This window comes from Bacillus sp. DU-106 (genome assembly GCF_004799705.1).
Classification (GTDB): Bacteria; Bacillota; Bacilli; order Bacillales; family Bacillaceae_G; genus Bacillus_A; species Bacillus_A cereus.
Genome location: NZ_CP026607.1, coordinates 5,313,960 through 5,327,657 on the forward strand (window position 1 = coordinate 5,313,960; position 13,698 = coordinate 5,327,657).

Here is a 13,698-nt window from a genome sequence, read left to right on the forward strand (position 1 = left end):
GAGTTGTTACGATAAAATCAAACTTTAATCATTGGGGTTTTATTCTTCCCCAATGATTATTAACCAATATTATGAGCAACAACTCATAATAATTTATCTACTTCTTTTCAAAGAGGTTTGATGTCTTACTATTATTCCTCAACATCTTCATGAACATGTATTTTGATTTCAATTAAAGAAAGGAATTTTCTATATGACTTATAAAATGATTGTTTTAGATTTAGATGATACTTTATTACGTGATGACCATACTATTTCACCTCGTACGAAAGAAGCGTTAATGACTGCACAAGAGCAAGGGGTAAAGGTTGTACTTGCTTCTGGACGTCCAACGTTTGGTATGCGCAATGTAGCCAAAGAACTTCGCTTAGAAGAATACGGCAGTTTCATTCTATCTTTTAATGGCGCAAAAATTATTAACTGTAAAACAAACGAAGAAATCTTTAGTAGTACACTATCTCCTGAAATCGTTCACAACCTATTTGAAATTAGTAAAACTGAAGATGTATGGATTCATACTTATATGGGCGATGATATCGTAACGGAAGAAAATAATCCTTATACTGAAATTGAGGGCGATATTACTGGTATGCCAATTGTTGTAGTAGATGACTTTAAAGCCGCAGTTAAAGAGCCTGTAGTAAAAGTATTAATGAATAAAGAAGCTGAACGCCTTGTTGAAGTTGAAAAGAAACTTCAACAACAACTAGAAGGCCAATTAAGCGTGATGCGTTCGAAACCATTCTTCTTAGAATTTACTGAAGCCGGTGTTACAAAAGGAACGAGCTTAAACAAACTGATTCAAAAGCTTGGCATTAAGCGTGAAGAAGTTATCGCAATGGGCGATAGCTATAACGACCAAGCAATGATTGAATTTGCTGGTCTTGGCGTTGCAATGGGCAATGCACCTGATGATATTAAAGAAATTGCGAACTACGTAACAGATACAAATATGAACGATGGTGTTGCAAAAGTTGTAGAGAAATTCGTTTTAAAAACGGATGTACTTGTTTAATATTTTCATTCACAAAACCTATTTGAAGTCAAATACTTCAAATAGGTTTTTATTTAAATTCTCATGCTTTTGTGACTATATTTTGAACTTTGTACTATTCTCGTAGTGTAAACTTTCTTTTTGTATATAATGAAACAAAATAGACTATTTTATTTTGAAAAAGAATACAAATTTACTATATACAAGCATACGTTAAAGGAGGCTACTTTATGTTATCTACACCAATCGGACGATTAAGAGCAATTGGACTAGTTGAGGGTATTTCTTTCCTATTACTATTATTTGTAGCAATGCCATTGAAATATTTTGCAGGATTTGCAACAGCTGTTAAAATTACAGGCATGGCTCATGGTGTTCTATTTATTCTATTCATCTTTGCAGTAATTCAAGTAACAATCGTACACCGTAAATCAATTTTATGGGCACTTGGAGCATTCGTTTCATCAGTTATCCCATTTGGTACTTTTGTACTAGATGCAAAATTAAAGAACGAGCAACAATGATAATAAAAAGGTAGTTAACAACTGTTAACTACCTTTTCTATTTATAAATTTGGAATTTCCCAATCAATTTCTCTTTCGCCCATATTAGCTAAAATCGTATTTATTTTAGAATATGGCTTACTACCAAAGAAACCACGTCTTGCCGATAATGGGCTTGGATGTACAGATTCGATAATATGATGATTCGGATTCGTAATTAATTTCTTCTTCGCCTGCGCATGGCGCCCCCACAATATGAAAATAACTGGCTTTTCACGTTCGTTCAACAGTTCAATTACACGATCTGTGAAGTGCTCCCATCCTTTTCCCTTATGAGAATTTGCTTCGCCTTGACGAACTGTTAATACGGTATTTAGTAATAATACTCCTTGTTCCGCCCATTTTACTAAATAACCGTTATTCGGGATTTCATAACCATATTCATCTCGAAGTTCTTTATACATATTTAACAATGACGGTGGTGTTTTAACACCAGGTTGCACAGAAAAGCTTAAACCATGCGCTTGATTCGGTCCATGATATGGATCTTGCCCTAAAATGACAACCTTTGTATTTTCATAACTTGTATACTGAAGAGCGTTAAAAATATCTTCTACCTTCGGATAAACAACATGCGTGCTGTATTCTTCTGTCAAAAAACTGGATAGAGTAAGATAATACTCTTTCTCGAATTCTGGTGCCAATAGTGGCTCCCAATCATTCTTTAAAACATTTTCCATACTGTCACTTCCTGTCTAATTAATTCACCATATCCTGTCTTGTAAATACTACGAACGAAATAACAAGAGAAATAACTGCCCAAACAGTTAAATTCATCAAAGAAAACCCCATCGATAAACCTTGTAATGCAGGTAATTTTCCTGATAAATAATCCGTTAATGATAAATTCACACTAAAAATATATTTGGCGCCTTCCCAAGATGTTGCGAACGAGCTTAAAATACCGCCTGCAATTAATGCAGCTAGCATAACGCCCATACCAGCTGGTGTATTACGAATTAAAACAGAGACCATAAATGATATAGTTCCGACAACGATAGCAACAAACCAGGCTAGTCCATACGCCATTAAGATGTATTGCCACTGCGGAATAAGATGTACAAAGTTCGTATTTAACGTTTCCTTATCAATGACGAATCCTGTTAAAACAGGTAAATTCCATCCCGAGTACCCAAATACAAGCCCTGATAATATGTAAGCAAACAAACCTACAAGAAACAGTATGAGCGAAATGAAAAATAACATCGTCACGTATTTACTAAGGAGTATTTTCCAGCGCCGAATCGGCCGCGTAAGTAACATCTTCATCGTCCCATCACTTCGTTCTCCTGAAACGATATCAATGGCGACAATCATTACGAGAAGCGGAATAAATAATGTAATTCCTTGTTCAATAAATGCTCTGACAAAAGTCGGTGCACCCGGTGCCATCGGATTAATATCATGATCTAAATAATATTGTTGTTGCTCAACTCTTACCTTTAACCAATCACGCCATTCTTCTGGCAACCTAGAATTGTTCAACCGGTTCTGAGAATCAACAATTTGCTGTTGCAATGAAACCTTCCAATCAGTTGTACCGAGTCTTTTTTGTGTCGTTTCTATTTCACGATACTGCGCATACACAAAAAGCGGGATCAAGATTGCTAAAATAAGCATGACAACAAAAATACGTTTCTTGCGGTAAATCTTTTCTGATTCATTTAAAACTAGATTCGCAAATTCACGCATGCTGCTCACCCCTTGTGAGTTCAATAAATAAATCTTCTAGCGTAAATACAAGCTCCTTAACGCTATGTACATCTATTTCATTTTCTACAAATTTTTTATTCCAACTACTTATAGATGCAATATCCATGCGGCATAGTAATCGCTCGCCTTTTACACTCACTTCTCTTATTTCCTCGGCCGCTTCTAGCATATCTTTCGCCTTAGAAATCGGTGTAACAATCCATTCTACACGATCACTTGCTGTTTTAATTAATTCTTCAACCTTGGCAACTGTTATCATCTTTCCTTTATGAATAATAGCAACGCGATCGCATATCATTTGCACTTCACTTAGCAAGTGACTTGAAATAAACACGCTCATATTTTCTTCTTTTACAAGCTTATGTATAAATTCCCTAAGTTCTCTAATCCCTGCTGGATCTAAACCATTCGTTGGCTCATCTAATATGAGCAATTTCGGATTTCCAAGGAGCGCCTGCGCAATTCCAAGGCGTTGTTTCATACCAAGTGAGTACGTTTTTACCTTGTCATGAATTCTTTCATCTAAATGAACCATTTCAGCAATTTCAATAATACGTTCATCTGATATATCACCTAACATACGAGCAAATTGCTTTAAATTTTCCCATCCTGTTAAATATGTATACAACTCTGGGTTTTCAACGATACTCCCAATTTGACGCATCGCTTCTCTGAAATTTTCCTTAATCGAATAACCACCGATAGAAATCGTACCTTCTGTCGCCTTAATCAATCCGACTAACATTCGAATGGTAGTCGTCTTCCCAGCACCATTTGGTCCTAAGAACCCGAACACTTCTCCTTGCTTTACATCAAAGGAAATATTCTCTACAAGAGTCTTCTTTCCAATTACCTTCTTCAAGTCTCGTACAGAAAGTATCGTCGTCATTTTACCCCTCCTTGTTCTAGTTTTAATTTACTTACAACATTTTGAACTAAACGTTCTGCCATATACGTATAACCTACTTCGTTCGGATGAAAATGATCAGAGTATAATAAATCTTTCCCGCGGTTTTGGAATAAATCAAATGTCGGTGTAATATACACATTTTTATCGTTTAGCGCTAATTTCTCTAAAGATGCATTCCAGTCCACAACAATGTTTGAAGACCCTTTTAAATCTTCTACATCTTCAAAAGGATTATATAAACCAAGCCAAAAAATCGGACTATCTGTATTTAATTTACGAATTTCTTCTATAATTTTCTTTGCTTCATTTTGAAACGTCTCTGTGTCAGGACGATACGTCTCTAAATCTATTTTCCCAAGTGATTCCCAGCCTGGGAACAAATCATTTCCACCAATCGTTAACACAATTACATCTGCTTGCTTAATTGAATATTGAGCGCCATTACTTTCAATTTGTTTTAATAAATCGGGCATTTTTGCACCACTAACTGCTAAATTTGTTAATGCAATTTTTTGCTTATAATCTTTTTGTAAATCCTCTTTCATTCGCCCAACATAGCCAATTCCTTCTTTATCACCAACGCCACGCGTTAATGAATCACCTAAACTAACGATTTGTAACGTTCCCGTTTTCTTTTTCTCTTTTGCCACTACATCGGTCTTTTTAATTAAATTTGAAGCTTTCGGATTTAATACATCATTTACACCTGAAACAAAGCCATATGCAAATAAACAGAAAGATGCAATTGTAATGAGTAGAATTACTTTTACTACTTTTGATCTCATATCAAAACCCCTTTTAGCCCTCATAGATTGTCCATAATTATACCAAACGAAATTTTGAAAAGCGATTTTCACACCTTCTCAATTATGTCGTTTCTCTATCTATTAACTCTGGTAATAACTCTATATGCTTCACATCTAATTTCTCTTCATTAATCTTTTCATATAATAATTCAAACGCTTTCACTCCAACGTTTTTACTAGAATGCGAAATCGTCGTTATACCCAATATATCTGCCACCTCTTGATCATCACACCCGATAATCGTAATATCCTCTGGAATACGAACTCCTTGTTTTTTTGCTTCTGTAACCATCCCCGCTGCAATATGGTTACAAGATACAAGGAACGCCGTCGGTTTTACTGACATATGAGCCCATTCTCTAATTACATTGCGTCCATCTTCCACTGTAAAACATCCCTCAAATTTCCAGGTCTCTAACGATGTTACGATACTCTGTTGAAGCGAATCTTCGTACGCCTTCTTTCGTCTTTGGCTATTAACGCTATTACTTCTTCCAATACAATATCCAATACGTGTATGACCGGCATCTATTAAGCTTTTCATCCCACGTGAAAATACTTTGTAGTAATCGATATGGACACTTGAAATATACTTCGAATCTATTTCTTCACACATAACAATCGGGCCGAATTTCGTATATTCTTCAAGCTTCTCCTTACTATTTGTCCGAGAACAAATAATAACCCCATCAAGCTTTTTCATTTTTAACATATTCAAAATTTCTAGTTCTCTTTCTTCACTATAATTCGTCTGGCAAAGCATCATATTATAATTATTCTTTGCTGTCTCTTTTGATATCCCCTCGATAATAGCGCTATAATATTGATCATTTACGTGTGGCAATAAAACGCCAATTACATTCGTTTTTCCTTTCACTAAATGAATTGCATTCACGTTTTGCGTGTAATTTAATTCTTCTATAATCGCTAAAATTTCTTTTCGTTTCTGTTCATTTACGTACGGATGATTATTTAGTACACGTGAAACAGTTGAAACAGATACTCCAGCAAGTTCAGCAATCTTTCTTATATTTGTCATCTCATTTTCCCCTTCTCAAAAAAATTCTTCCTTGACCTGGTAAGCTTTCCACAATATATCCTTTCCTAGCAAATACATTTAGAAAGGATATACAACTATGCTTCGATTCAAATTAGAATATATATTTTTCATTGGCGGTTTACTCATTCTTGCCATCGGTATTAATATGATGACGACAATTACTTCCTTTGGACTTAGCCCTTATGATTCCTTCTTTATTGCACTATATCAAAATTTTGGGATAAGTATTGGTTTTTGGATTTTCATGATTAACTTTGCCTTTACACTTATCGTACTCTTTTGGAATAGAAAACAAATTACAATCGGTACAATTGTAACGATGGTTCTTATTTCTCTTTTTGTTGATTGGATTGGTTCCATTACAACTATTATGGACGCTATCCGCTCTCTTCCAAAATATATAACACTTATTTGCGGAAATCTATTCGTTGGAGCTGGAATTGGTCTTTACGTCTCTACAAACCTTTGTGCAGCGCCTCAAGAAGCTTTCGTTTTAACGTTTGCCGAGAAGAAAAAATGGACGTTTAGAAGAACAGAGATTTCATTAGCCTTTTTATTTTTAACGTTAAGCTTTTTATTAGATGGACCTATCTATTTTGGAACAATCATCTTATCCTTTACAACAGGCTGGATTATCCAAGCATTTATTCAAGTTGGTACGCAGATTTTAAATAGAAAAGAGCCTATTAAGCAAGCTGCTTAATAGGCTCTTTCTGTTTTATGGTAAGAGATACTACTTAGCATCCCCTTCAATTCGATAGTTCGCTTTCAAACAATCTATTTCTTCATACCCTTGCAACGTATGTAGAATATAATCATAATCAGCAAGAGACGCACGATGCGTTACAATTACAATTTCAGCCTTTCCTTTCTCTTCAAGCGGCATTTGAATAATTTTCTCAAAGCTAACTCCGCGCTCAGAGAACAATGAAGTAATTTTTGCAAATACACCAATTTCGTCTTTTACATGCAGTCTTAAAAACTTTTTCACGACAATTTCGTCTGGCTCTTTTAATACTTTTTGATATTGTGGGACTACAGCACTATTTCCTGTTACCCCTAATCTAATATTTTGCATTACAGCAACTAAATCCGAAACAACAGCTGTAGCTGTCGGTAAACTTCCTGCGCCTGGTCCATAAAACATCGTTTCCCCAACTGCTTCACCGTACACATACACAGCGTTATATTCATTTTGTACTGCTGCAAGAGGATGTGTATTTGGAAGTAAAGTTGGTTCAACTGTAACCTCCAATTTTTCACCATCTCGTTTTGCAAGACCGATTAATTTAATTGTATAACCTAAGCTCTTACTGTATTCAATATCTTCCTCTGTAATAGAGGTAATACCTTTTACTTTCACATCTCCAAGCTCTACATTTGTAGAGAAACCGAGGGTAGCTAAAATCGTCATTTTTCTTGCTGCATCTAAACCTTCTACATCTGATGTTGGATCTGCTTCTGCAAATCCAAGTTGTTGGGCTTCTTTTAACACGTCGTTATATGCTCTCCCTTCGTCTGACATTTTCGTCAAAATAAAATTTGTTGTTCCATTTACAATTCCCATTACTTTCGTAATAAGATCTGAAGAAAGTCCTTCTACGATACTGCGTAAAATTGGAATTCCCCCTGCCACACTCGCCTCATAGAATAAATCAGCCTTATTATCTTTTGCTGTCGCTAATAATTCAGCTCCATGTAATGCCATTAAGTCTTTATTTGCAGTTACAACATGCTTTCCGCTTTTTAAAGCTTGTAAAATATATGATTTTGCATCATCAATGCCACCCATCACTTCAATAACAACATCAATATTTGGATTATCTAAAATTTCATTTGCATCTTGTGTTAATAGAGTAGAAGGTACCTCTACCTCTCTCTCTTTCTCAATGTTTTGCACTAATACTTTCGTTACCTTCACTGGACAACCTACTTGGTGTATGAGTCGTTCTTGATGATCCGTAATAATACGAACCACACCACTGCCAACTGTCCCAAGACCTAATAACCCAACTTGAATTTCTTTCATAGTACTGTCCACCCCTCAAAAATTGTGTTTAGATGAAATTATATGAGTAAAAAATCTGAAAAACAATGTATTTTGAACATTCGGAAAAATAAAGGTTAATCTTTACAAGGAAAACGTTGCCACGTGTTACACAATCTTTCTTTACAATATATAAGGGGTTTCTTGATACACGTAATAATTTAACCAATTAGAAAACAATAAATTACCATGACTTCTCCACCTAACAAGCGGCTTTTCATCTGGATTATTATGTTTAAAATAGTTTTTTGGCACATCAATATTTAATCCCTTGTCACGATCTCGTTCGTATTCTTGTTTTAACGTCTCACAACTATATTCGCTATGTCCAAGGGCAAACACTTGCCTTCCTTCTGGCCCAATAACAAGGTGAACACCTGCTTCTTCAGAGTTTGCTAACAATGTTAATTCTTTCACTCCTCTAATATCATTCTCTCGTACTTCTGTATGACGAGAATGCGGAGCAAAAAACAATTCATCAAATCCTTGTAATAATTTCACATGTTGCTCGCAAACTTCATGTTCAAATACACCGAACACTTTTTCCTTAAGGGGATACTTTGGAACACCATAATGATAGTACAAGCCAGCCTGTGCCCCCCAGCAAATATGGAGCGTAGATGTTACATTCGTTTTTGAATACTCCATAATATGTTTAAGCTCTTCCCAATAATCTACCTCTTCAAAAGCAAGGGTCTCCACTGGCGCTCCTGTAATAATGAGCCCATCAAACTTTTCATTTTCAATATCACGAAACGTTTTATAAAAGCTTGTTAAATGTTCTTGCGTTACATTACGCGATAGATGTGATTCCATATGAAGCAAATGAACATCTAATTGTAACGGCGTGTTTCCAATTAAGCGAAGTAATTGCGCCTCTGTATCTTGTTTCGTTGGCATTAAATTTAATATAGCAATTTTTAAAGCACGTATATCTTGTGTTTCTGCCCGCTCCTTCGTCATTACAAAAATATTTTCTTTTTGCAACACTTTGCGAGCCGGTAAATCTTTATCAATTATGATCGGCATGTGTTTTGCCTCCAACTAGAGCTGCTTCCAAATCTGCAATAATATCAGAAACATCTTCTATACCAACCGATAAACGAATTAAATCAGATGTAACACCCGCTAAACGCTGATCTTCAGCATTTAATTGTCTATGCGTCGTACTAGCAGGATGTATAACGCAAGTTCGTGCATCAGCTACGTGCGTTACAAGAGTTGCTAGTTTTACATTTGCGATAAATTCTTTTGCTGCTTCTAATCCGCCTTTAATACCGAAAGTTAAAACACCACTAGCACCTTTTTTCAAGTACTGTTGTGCTAACGAGTAATTTTCATTACTATCTAACCCCGGATAATTCACCCATTCAATACGTTCATGATTAGCAAGCCACTTAGCAACTGCCAGAGCATTTTCACTATGACGCTCCATTCGTAAATGCAAAGTCTCTAAGCCAATATTGCTAATATATGCATTGAATGGGCTCATACAATTTCCATAATCTCTTAATAGCTGAACACGTGCTTTCACAATATACGCTGCTGCACCAAAGTTTTGAACGTAACTTACACCGTGATAACTTGGATCTGGTTCAACAAGCTCAGGATACTTTCCATTTGTCCAATCAAAGTTTCCACCGTCAATTACAATACCGCCTAAGGAGCTCGCATGCCCATCGATATACTTCGTCGTAGAATGAACAATAATATTTGCCCCATGTTCAAATGCCTGGCATAAATAAGGAGTTGCTAATGTATTATCAACGATAAAAGGTACCTCTAATTCTTTAGCGGCAGCTGAAAATTCTTTAAAATTTAAAACATTCATCGCTGGATTTCCTAACGATTCTGCATAGATAAGTTTCGTCTTGTCATTAGCAAGCGCCGTAATTTCATCTGCCGTTAAATTTGGATTAAAGAACGTAACATCAATGCCAAGCTTACGTAAACTCACCCCAAATAAATTAAACGTTCCCCCGTAAACAGTTGAAGAGCAAAGTAAATGGTCTCCACTACTACAAATATTTAAAACTGCGAGCATAATAGCTGCTTGCCCAGAAGCCGTTGCAACAGCTCCTACACCGCCTTCTAAATCTGATAATTTCTGCTCAAATGCTGCTAGAGTAGGGTTTCCAATACGTGTATAAATATATCCTTCTGCCTCTAAGTTAAATAGAGCTGCTAAATCATCCGAAGTATCGTATTTATACGTTGTGCTTTGATAAAGTGGTAAAACACGTGGTTCACCATTCTTTGGCGTATAGCCACCTTGCACACAAATTGTTCCTTTTCCCCATGATTCTCCCATCTCTCATTCTCCTTTCTTTTATACAAAATAAAAAACTGCCCCTTTCCTGAAAACAAGAAAGGAGCAGTTTGAAAACACGCTCTAAAGGCTCTTTCTTATCTCTCAGGATTACTACCTGCAGGATTTGGCACAATTCCGTTATACGGCTGTTGCCAAGGTTTCATCGGGCCTGTCCCTCCACCTTTTCTTGATAAGACTATGCAATTACCGTTGATTTTATAGCAATAATTTCCTAATGTCAAACAGTTTTTCTGAATGTTCTAAAATAAATGTTAACAGTTTCATATAAAGCAACAAAAGAAATATATTCTAGTCTATTTCAAAAAAGACCTTTAAAAACCTCAAATCAGTCTATAAAATTAAATAAGTAATTTAACCTATAAATTCAAATTCCCCAAAAGTTAGCCTATATGTTGAATAGGCCATCTTCTCAAAAAGATACTATATATATTCAATCCATTTTTCACTAGTATATTTCACTTTTTTCCCTACTAAGATTTACATAACGGAGGTATAACATGACAAATAAAAAAGATATGCATTACATACTTGCTCTATATGGCATTCTTCTAGGATCTATAGTAGGAGCTACAGTCTGGTTATTTTTAGTCACAATAAATATTGGAATCCACTTTATTTGGGGATACTTGCCTGAAGTTCTCTCTTTTCCCTCTTATTACACCCTTTGCGTAACAATAATTGGCGGGGTCCTTGTTGGTCTATCACAAAAACATTTCGGTACATACCCACGCCTTATGCCTGAAGTAATGGCTGAATATAAAAAAACTGGTCGAATCGAATATCGCTTTGTCCATCGGGCTACTTTAACAGCGATTATTGTTTTAATTTTCGGTGCTAGTCTTGGTCCAGAAGCCGCACTAGTTGGAATTATAGGCGGACTGTGCACATGGGTAGGGGATCGCTTTAAATTTGCCTTAAAGGGTATGAATGAGCTAACCGAGATCGGAATTGGCGCTACTTTAAGTGTCATTTTTAACGCACCATTATTCGGTTATTTAGCACCAAATGAAAATGAGGGGGAAGAAATTGCTGCTTTTTCTAAAGGAAAAAAAGCGATTGTATACTTAGCTACTACTTTCGCAGGTTTTTCTGTTTATTTACTACTGAGTAAACTTGATAATCGTGGATCCTTTATTGTTGATTTCGGGGAAGGTGCACTTTCTTTCAATGAATGGATTGCATTTCTTCCACTTGCTAGTATCGGCGCTATAGTTGGTTTCTTTTATTTCAAGTTAGAATTCACATTAGAAAAGTTAATTCACCCTTTTAGAGAATACAAGCTGACACTCGGAATTATCGGTGGTATTTTATTAGGAATCGGGGGAACTTTTCTTCCGTACACATTATTTTCAGGGGAACATCAATTAAAAGAATTAGTTGTTGAATGGAGCCATTTATCTTTTTGGATACTACTTCTTTCAGGGATTTTAAAGTTGTGCATTACTGCCGTTTGTTTGAACACAGGGTGGCGAGGTGGACATATCTTCCCAATTATATTTTCTGGTTCAAGTATCGGATACGCTGTAGCATCTATTCTTCCTATAGATCCAGTAGCATCTGTTGCCATCGTAACGACAGCAATTTCAAGCTATGCGTTACGAAAGCCAATAGCTATAACATTACTATTACTTATGTTTTTCCCGCTTAATTTACTATTGCCCATGCTTGGTGCAGCTGCTATCGGGAATGCCTTTCCACTCCCAAAACATAACGAAAATAAAAATTAATAAAAATAGGCAGTGGGGACGAAAGCTCCACTGCCTATTTTTATTACACATGCTGCTTTAATAAAGCTTCTAACTCCTCAAAATTATGCACTTCATATGTCGGTATAATCCCACTATCATTTAATTTCCTTTCTGGATTAAACCAACAAGTATCAATTCCCGCTACATATCCACCTTTAATATCAGCGCTTAATGAATCCCCAATAATCAGCCCTTCTTCAGGTGCAAAGTTAGGAATCCGTTCAAAAACATAATCAAAATACTCTTTCATCGGTTTTTGAAAACCTGTATCTTCCGAAACAAAGACATCTTTAAATAATGAATGTAACCCTGCATTACGCAAACGTTTATCTTGCGTCTTAGAAACACCATTTGTCACTATATACAATTCATACTCCCCTTGAATTTGATTTATAAATTCAAACGCACCTTGCATGAGTTGATTTCCTTCTTCTAAGTAGTTACGATAATTATTTTCGAATAATATTCCATTTACTTCTTCTCCATACTCTTTAAACAACAGAGAGAATCGTGTATTTACAACTTCATTGCGTGATAGTTCACCTTTTTCAAAAGCATCCCAAAGACCTTTATTTATTTTTTTATAACGAGTCTCTATCTCGTCTGTTAAAGGGATTCCCTTCTCTTCAAAAAGTACCCGTAAAGCCACTTTTTCAGCCTTTTGGAAGTCTAGTAATGTATCATCTACATCAAATAACAATGTTTTATATTTTTTCATAAATTCATCACACTCTCTTTTCTACAAAAACAAATTTACATAAATCGTATCATTCCTTCTTGTAAAGATAATAGGAGATATCTCATACTATACATAGGGGTGAAAATATGAAAATCAGCAAAAATGAGGAAGAAATTTATCAATACATGCGAATCCATCAATTCCATACCCTATTTTCATTTCATGTCTTGCCATATGTAGAGCTGCATTCTTTTCAAACGAAAGAGATGATATGTAGCGAAGGAAATGCTCTTCCTTATCTCTATTACTTAATTTCTGGGAGAGCCAAAATATATATGAGTCATAAAAACGGGAAGGTTTCATTAATTAATTTTATTCAAGCACCATCTTTTATCGGAGAATTAGGATTAATAGGAGTAGAAAATATTACTAAGTCCGTTGAAGTACTAGAAGATTGTGTGTGTTTGGCACTTCCTCTTAAAGATTGTCAGCAACTTTTATTACAAGATGCAACGTTTTTACAGCACTTATGTAAATTTATTGGAGAAAAGACAATTACTCGCACTGAAAATTACGCAAAAAACTATAGTTATCCTTTTGAAAATCGATTAGCTGCTTTTATTTTATTAACAGAGCAAAATAATTGTTATATAGAAAAGCATACCGAGGCCTCGGAATATTTAAATGTCAGCTACCGTCATCTTTTATATGTATTAAATCAGTTTTGCCAACAAAATTATTTAAGAAAAGAAGGCCGAACATATTATATACAAGATCGAAATACATTAGAAAAGCTGGCTGATGAACTAAAAATATAAAAAAGCAGCATTAACGTTTACATGTTAA

General features: G+C 35.4%; 14 protein-coding genes and 1 riboswitch. Of the genes, 5 read left to right on the forward strand and 9 right to left on the reverse strand.

The genetic code is table 11. The annotated features are described in order from the left end of the window. Positions 1-193: 193 nt before the first annotated feature. Together C3Y97_RS27190 and C3Y97_RS27195 are read left to right on the forward strand one after the other, a co-directional pair. Positions 194-1,015, forward strand: a complete 822-nt coding sequence (locus tag C3Y97_RS27190; protein WP_000221387.1) for a Cof-type HAD-IIB family hydrolase — start codon at positions 194-196, stop codon at positions 1,013-1,015. 209 nt (positions 1,016-1,224) lie between these two features. Beyond that, positions 1,225-1,518, forward strand: a complete 294-nt coding sequence (locus C3Y97_RS27195; protein WP_000953396.1) for a DUF3817 domain-containing protein — start codon at positions 1,225-1,227, stop codon at positions 1,516-1,518. A gap of 41 nt (positions 1,519-1,559) precedes the next feature. Here C3Y97_RS27195 and C3Y97_RS27200 read toward each other — a convergent pair whose 3' ends face one another. The 5 genes from C3Y97_RS27200 to C3Y97_RS27220 are packed head-to-tail and all read right to left on the reverse strand — an operon-like array spanning position 1,560 to position 6,025. Further along, complete coding sequence (locus C3Y97_RS27200; protein WP_000432519.1) at positions 1,560-2,237, reverse strand: uracil-DNA glycosylase; 678 nt, start codon at positions 2,235-2,237, stop codon at positions 1,560-1,562. Positions 2,238-2,256: 19 nt separating this feature from the next. Beyond that, the gene (locus C3Y97_RS27205; protein ID WP_001206474.1) at positions 2,257-3,249 is read right to left on the reverse strand and encodes a DUF2705 family protein; all 993 of its coding nucleotides are present in this window, start codon (positions 3,247-3,249) and stop codon (positions 2,257-2,259) included. Beyond that, positions 3,242-4,159, reverse strand: coding sequence for an ABC transporter ATP-binding protein (locus tag C3Y97_RS27210; protein ID WP_048656341.1), 918 nt, complete (start codon positions 4,157-4,159; stop codon positions 3,242-3,244). The genes C3Y97_RS27205 and C3Y97_RS27210 overlap by 8 nt, the downstream gene beginning before the upstream one ends. After that, entirely contained in the window at positions 4,156-5,037 is an 882-nt protein-coding gene (locus C3Y97_RS27215; protein ID WP_002022849.1) for an SGNH/GDSL hydrolase family protein, read from the reverse strand. The genes C3Y97_RS27210 and C3Y97_RS27215 overlap by 4 nt, the downstream gene beginning before the upstream one ends. Positions 5,038-5,047: 10 nt before the next feature. Beyond that, complete coding sequence (locus C3Y97_RS27220) at positions 5,048-6,025, reverse strand: LacI family DNA-binding transcriptional regulator (RefSeq protein ID WP_000181978.1); 978 nt, start codon at positions 6,023-6,025, stop codon at positions 5,048-5,050. Between the two features lie 97 nt (positions 6,026-6,122). Between C3Y97_RS27220 and C3Y97_RS27225 the strand changes: the two genes are divergently transcribed. Further along, a complete protein-coding gene (locus C3Y97_RS27225; protein ID WP_121868357.1) occupies positions 6,123-6,749 on the forward strand; it encodes a YczE/YyaS/YitT family protein in 627 nt (208 codons plus the stop codon). A gap of 30 nt (positions 6,750-6,779) precedes the next feature. Here C3Y97_RS27225 and C3Y97_RS27230 read toward each other — a convergent pair whose 3' ends face one another. The 3 genes from C3Y97_RS27230 to C3Y97_RS27240 form a co-directional block, all read right to left on the reverse strand. Beyond that, the gene (locus tag C3Y97_RS27230) at positions 6,780-8,075 is read right to left on the reverse strand and encodes a homoserine dehydrogenase (RefSeq protein ID WP_000659109.1); all 1,296 of its coding nucleotides are present in this window, start codon (positions 8,073-8,075) and stop codon (positions 6,780-6,782) included. A 141-nt stretch (positions 8,076-8,216) separates the two neighbouring features. Then, entirely contained in the window at positions 8,217-9,122 is a 906-nt protein-coding gene (gene metA, locus C3Y97_RS27235) for a homoserine O-acetyltransferase MetA (protein ID WP_001121540.1), read from the reverse strand. Next, entirely contained in the window at positions 9,106-10,404 is a 1,299-nt protein-coding gene (locus C3Y97_RS27240; RefSeq protein WP_000504780.1) for a bifunctional O-acetylhomoserine aminocarboxypropyltransferase/cysteine synthase, read from the reverse strand. The genes metA and C3Y97_RS27240 overlap by 17 nt, the downstream gene beginning before the upstream one ends. A gap of 92 nt (positions 10,405-10,496) precedes the next feature. After that, a riboswitch (SAM riboswitch) is annotated at positions 10,497-10,601 on the reverse strand. 321 nt (positions 10,602-10,922) lie between these two features. On the opposite strand from C3Y97_RS27240, the gene C3Y97_RS27245 reads away from it, so the two are divergent. Continuing rightward, a complete protein-coding gene (locus C3Y97_RS27245) occupies positions 10,923-12,152 on the forward strand; it encodes a chloride channel protein (protein WP_134207459.1) in 1,230 nt (409 codons plus the stop codon). A 43-nt stretch (positions 12,153-12,195) separates the two neighbouring features. Here C3Y97_RS27245 and C3Y97_RS27250 read toward each other — a convergent pair whose 3' ends face one another. Next, on the reverse strand, positions 12,196-12,891 hold the full coding sequence (locus tag C3Y97_RS27250) for a YjjG family noncanonical pyrimidine nucleotidase (protein WP_069604551.1): 696 nt from the start codon (positions 12,889-12,891) through the stop codon (positions 12,196-12,198). 107 nt (positions 12,892-12,998) lie between these two features. On the opposite strand from C3Y97_RS27250, the gene C3Y97_RS27255 reads away from it, so the two are divergent. After that, on the forward strand, positions 12,999-13,670 hold the full coding sequence (locus C3Y97_RS27255) for a transcriptional regulator YeiL (RefSeq protein ID WP_000703327.1): 672 nt from the start codon (positions 12,999-13,001) through the stop codon (positions 13,668-13,670). Positions 13,671-13,698 lie beyond the last annotated feature (28 nt).

Bases quoted from the DNA above. Each gene is read 5' to 3' on its own strand.
- C3Y97_RS27190 (WP_000221387.1), top strand. From the start codon at position 194: ATGACTTATAAAATGATTGTTTTAGATTTAGATGATACTTTATTACGT.
- C3Y97_RS27195 (WP_000953396.1), top strand. From the start codon at position 1,225: ATGTTATCTACACCAATCGGACGATTAAGAGCAATTGGACTAGTTGAG.
- C3Y97_RS27200 (WP_000432519.1), bottom strand. From the start codon at position 2,237: ATGGAAAATGTTTTAAAGAATGATTGGGAGCCACTATTGGCACCAGAA.
- C3Y97_RS27205 (WP_001206474.1), bottom strand. From the start codon at position 3,249: ATGCGTGAATTTGCGAATCTAGTTTTAAATGAATCAGAAAAGATTTAC.
- C3Y97_RS27210 (WP_048656341.1), bottom strand. From the start codon at position 4,159: ATGACGACGATACTTTCTGTACGAGACTTGAAGAAGGTAATTGGAAAG.
- C3Y97_RS27220 (WP_000181978.1), bottom strand. From the start codon at position 6,025: ATGACAAATATAAGAAAGATTGCTGAACTTGCTGGAGTATCTGTTTCA.
- C3Y97_RS27225 (WP_121868357.1), top strand. From the start codon at position 6,123: ATGCTTCGATTCAAATTAGAATATATATTTTTCATTGGCGGTTTACTC.
- C3Y97_RS27230 (WP_000659109.1), bottom strand. From the start codon at position 8,075: ATGAAAGAAATTCAAGTTGGGTTATTAGGTCTTGGGACAGTTGGCAGT.
- metA (WP_001121540.1), bottom strand. From the start codon at position 9,122: ATGCCGATCATAATTGATAAAGATTTACCGGCTCGCAAAGTGTTGCAA.
- C3Y97_RS27240 (WP_000504780.1), bottom strand. From the start codon at position 10,404: ATGGGAGAATCATGGGGAAAAGGAACAATTTGTGTGCAAGGTGGCTAT.
- C3Y97_RS27245 (WP_134207459.1), top strand. From the start codon at position 10,923: ATGACAAATAAAAAAGATATGCATTACATACTTGCTCTATATGGCATT.
- C3Y97_RS27250 (WP_069604551.1), bottom strand. From the start codon at position 12,891: ATGAAAAAATATAAAACATTGTTATTTGATGTAGATGATACATTACTA.
- C3Y97_RS27255 (WP_000703327.1), top strand. From the start codon at position 12,999: ATGAAAATCAGCAAAAATGAGGAAGAAATTTATCAATACATGCGAATC.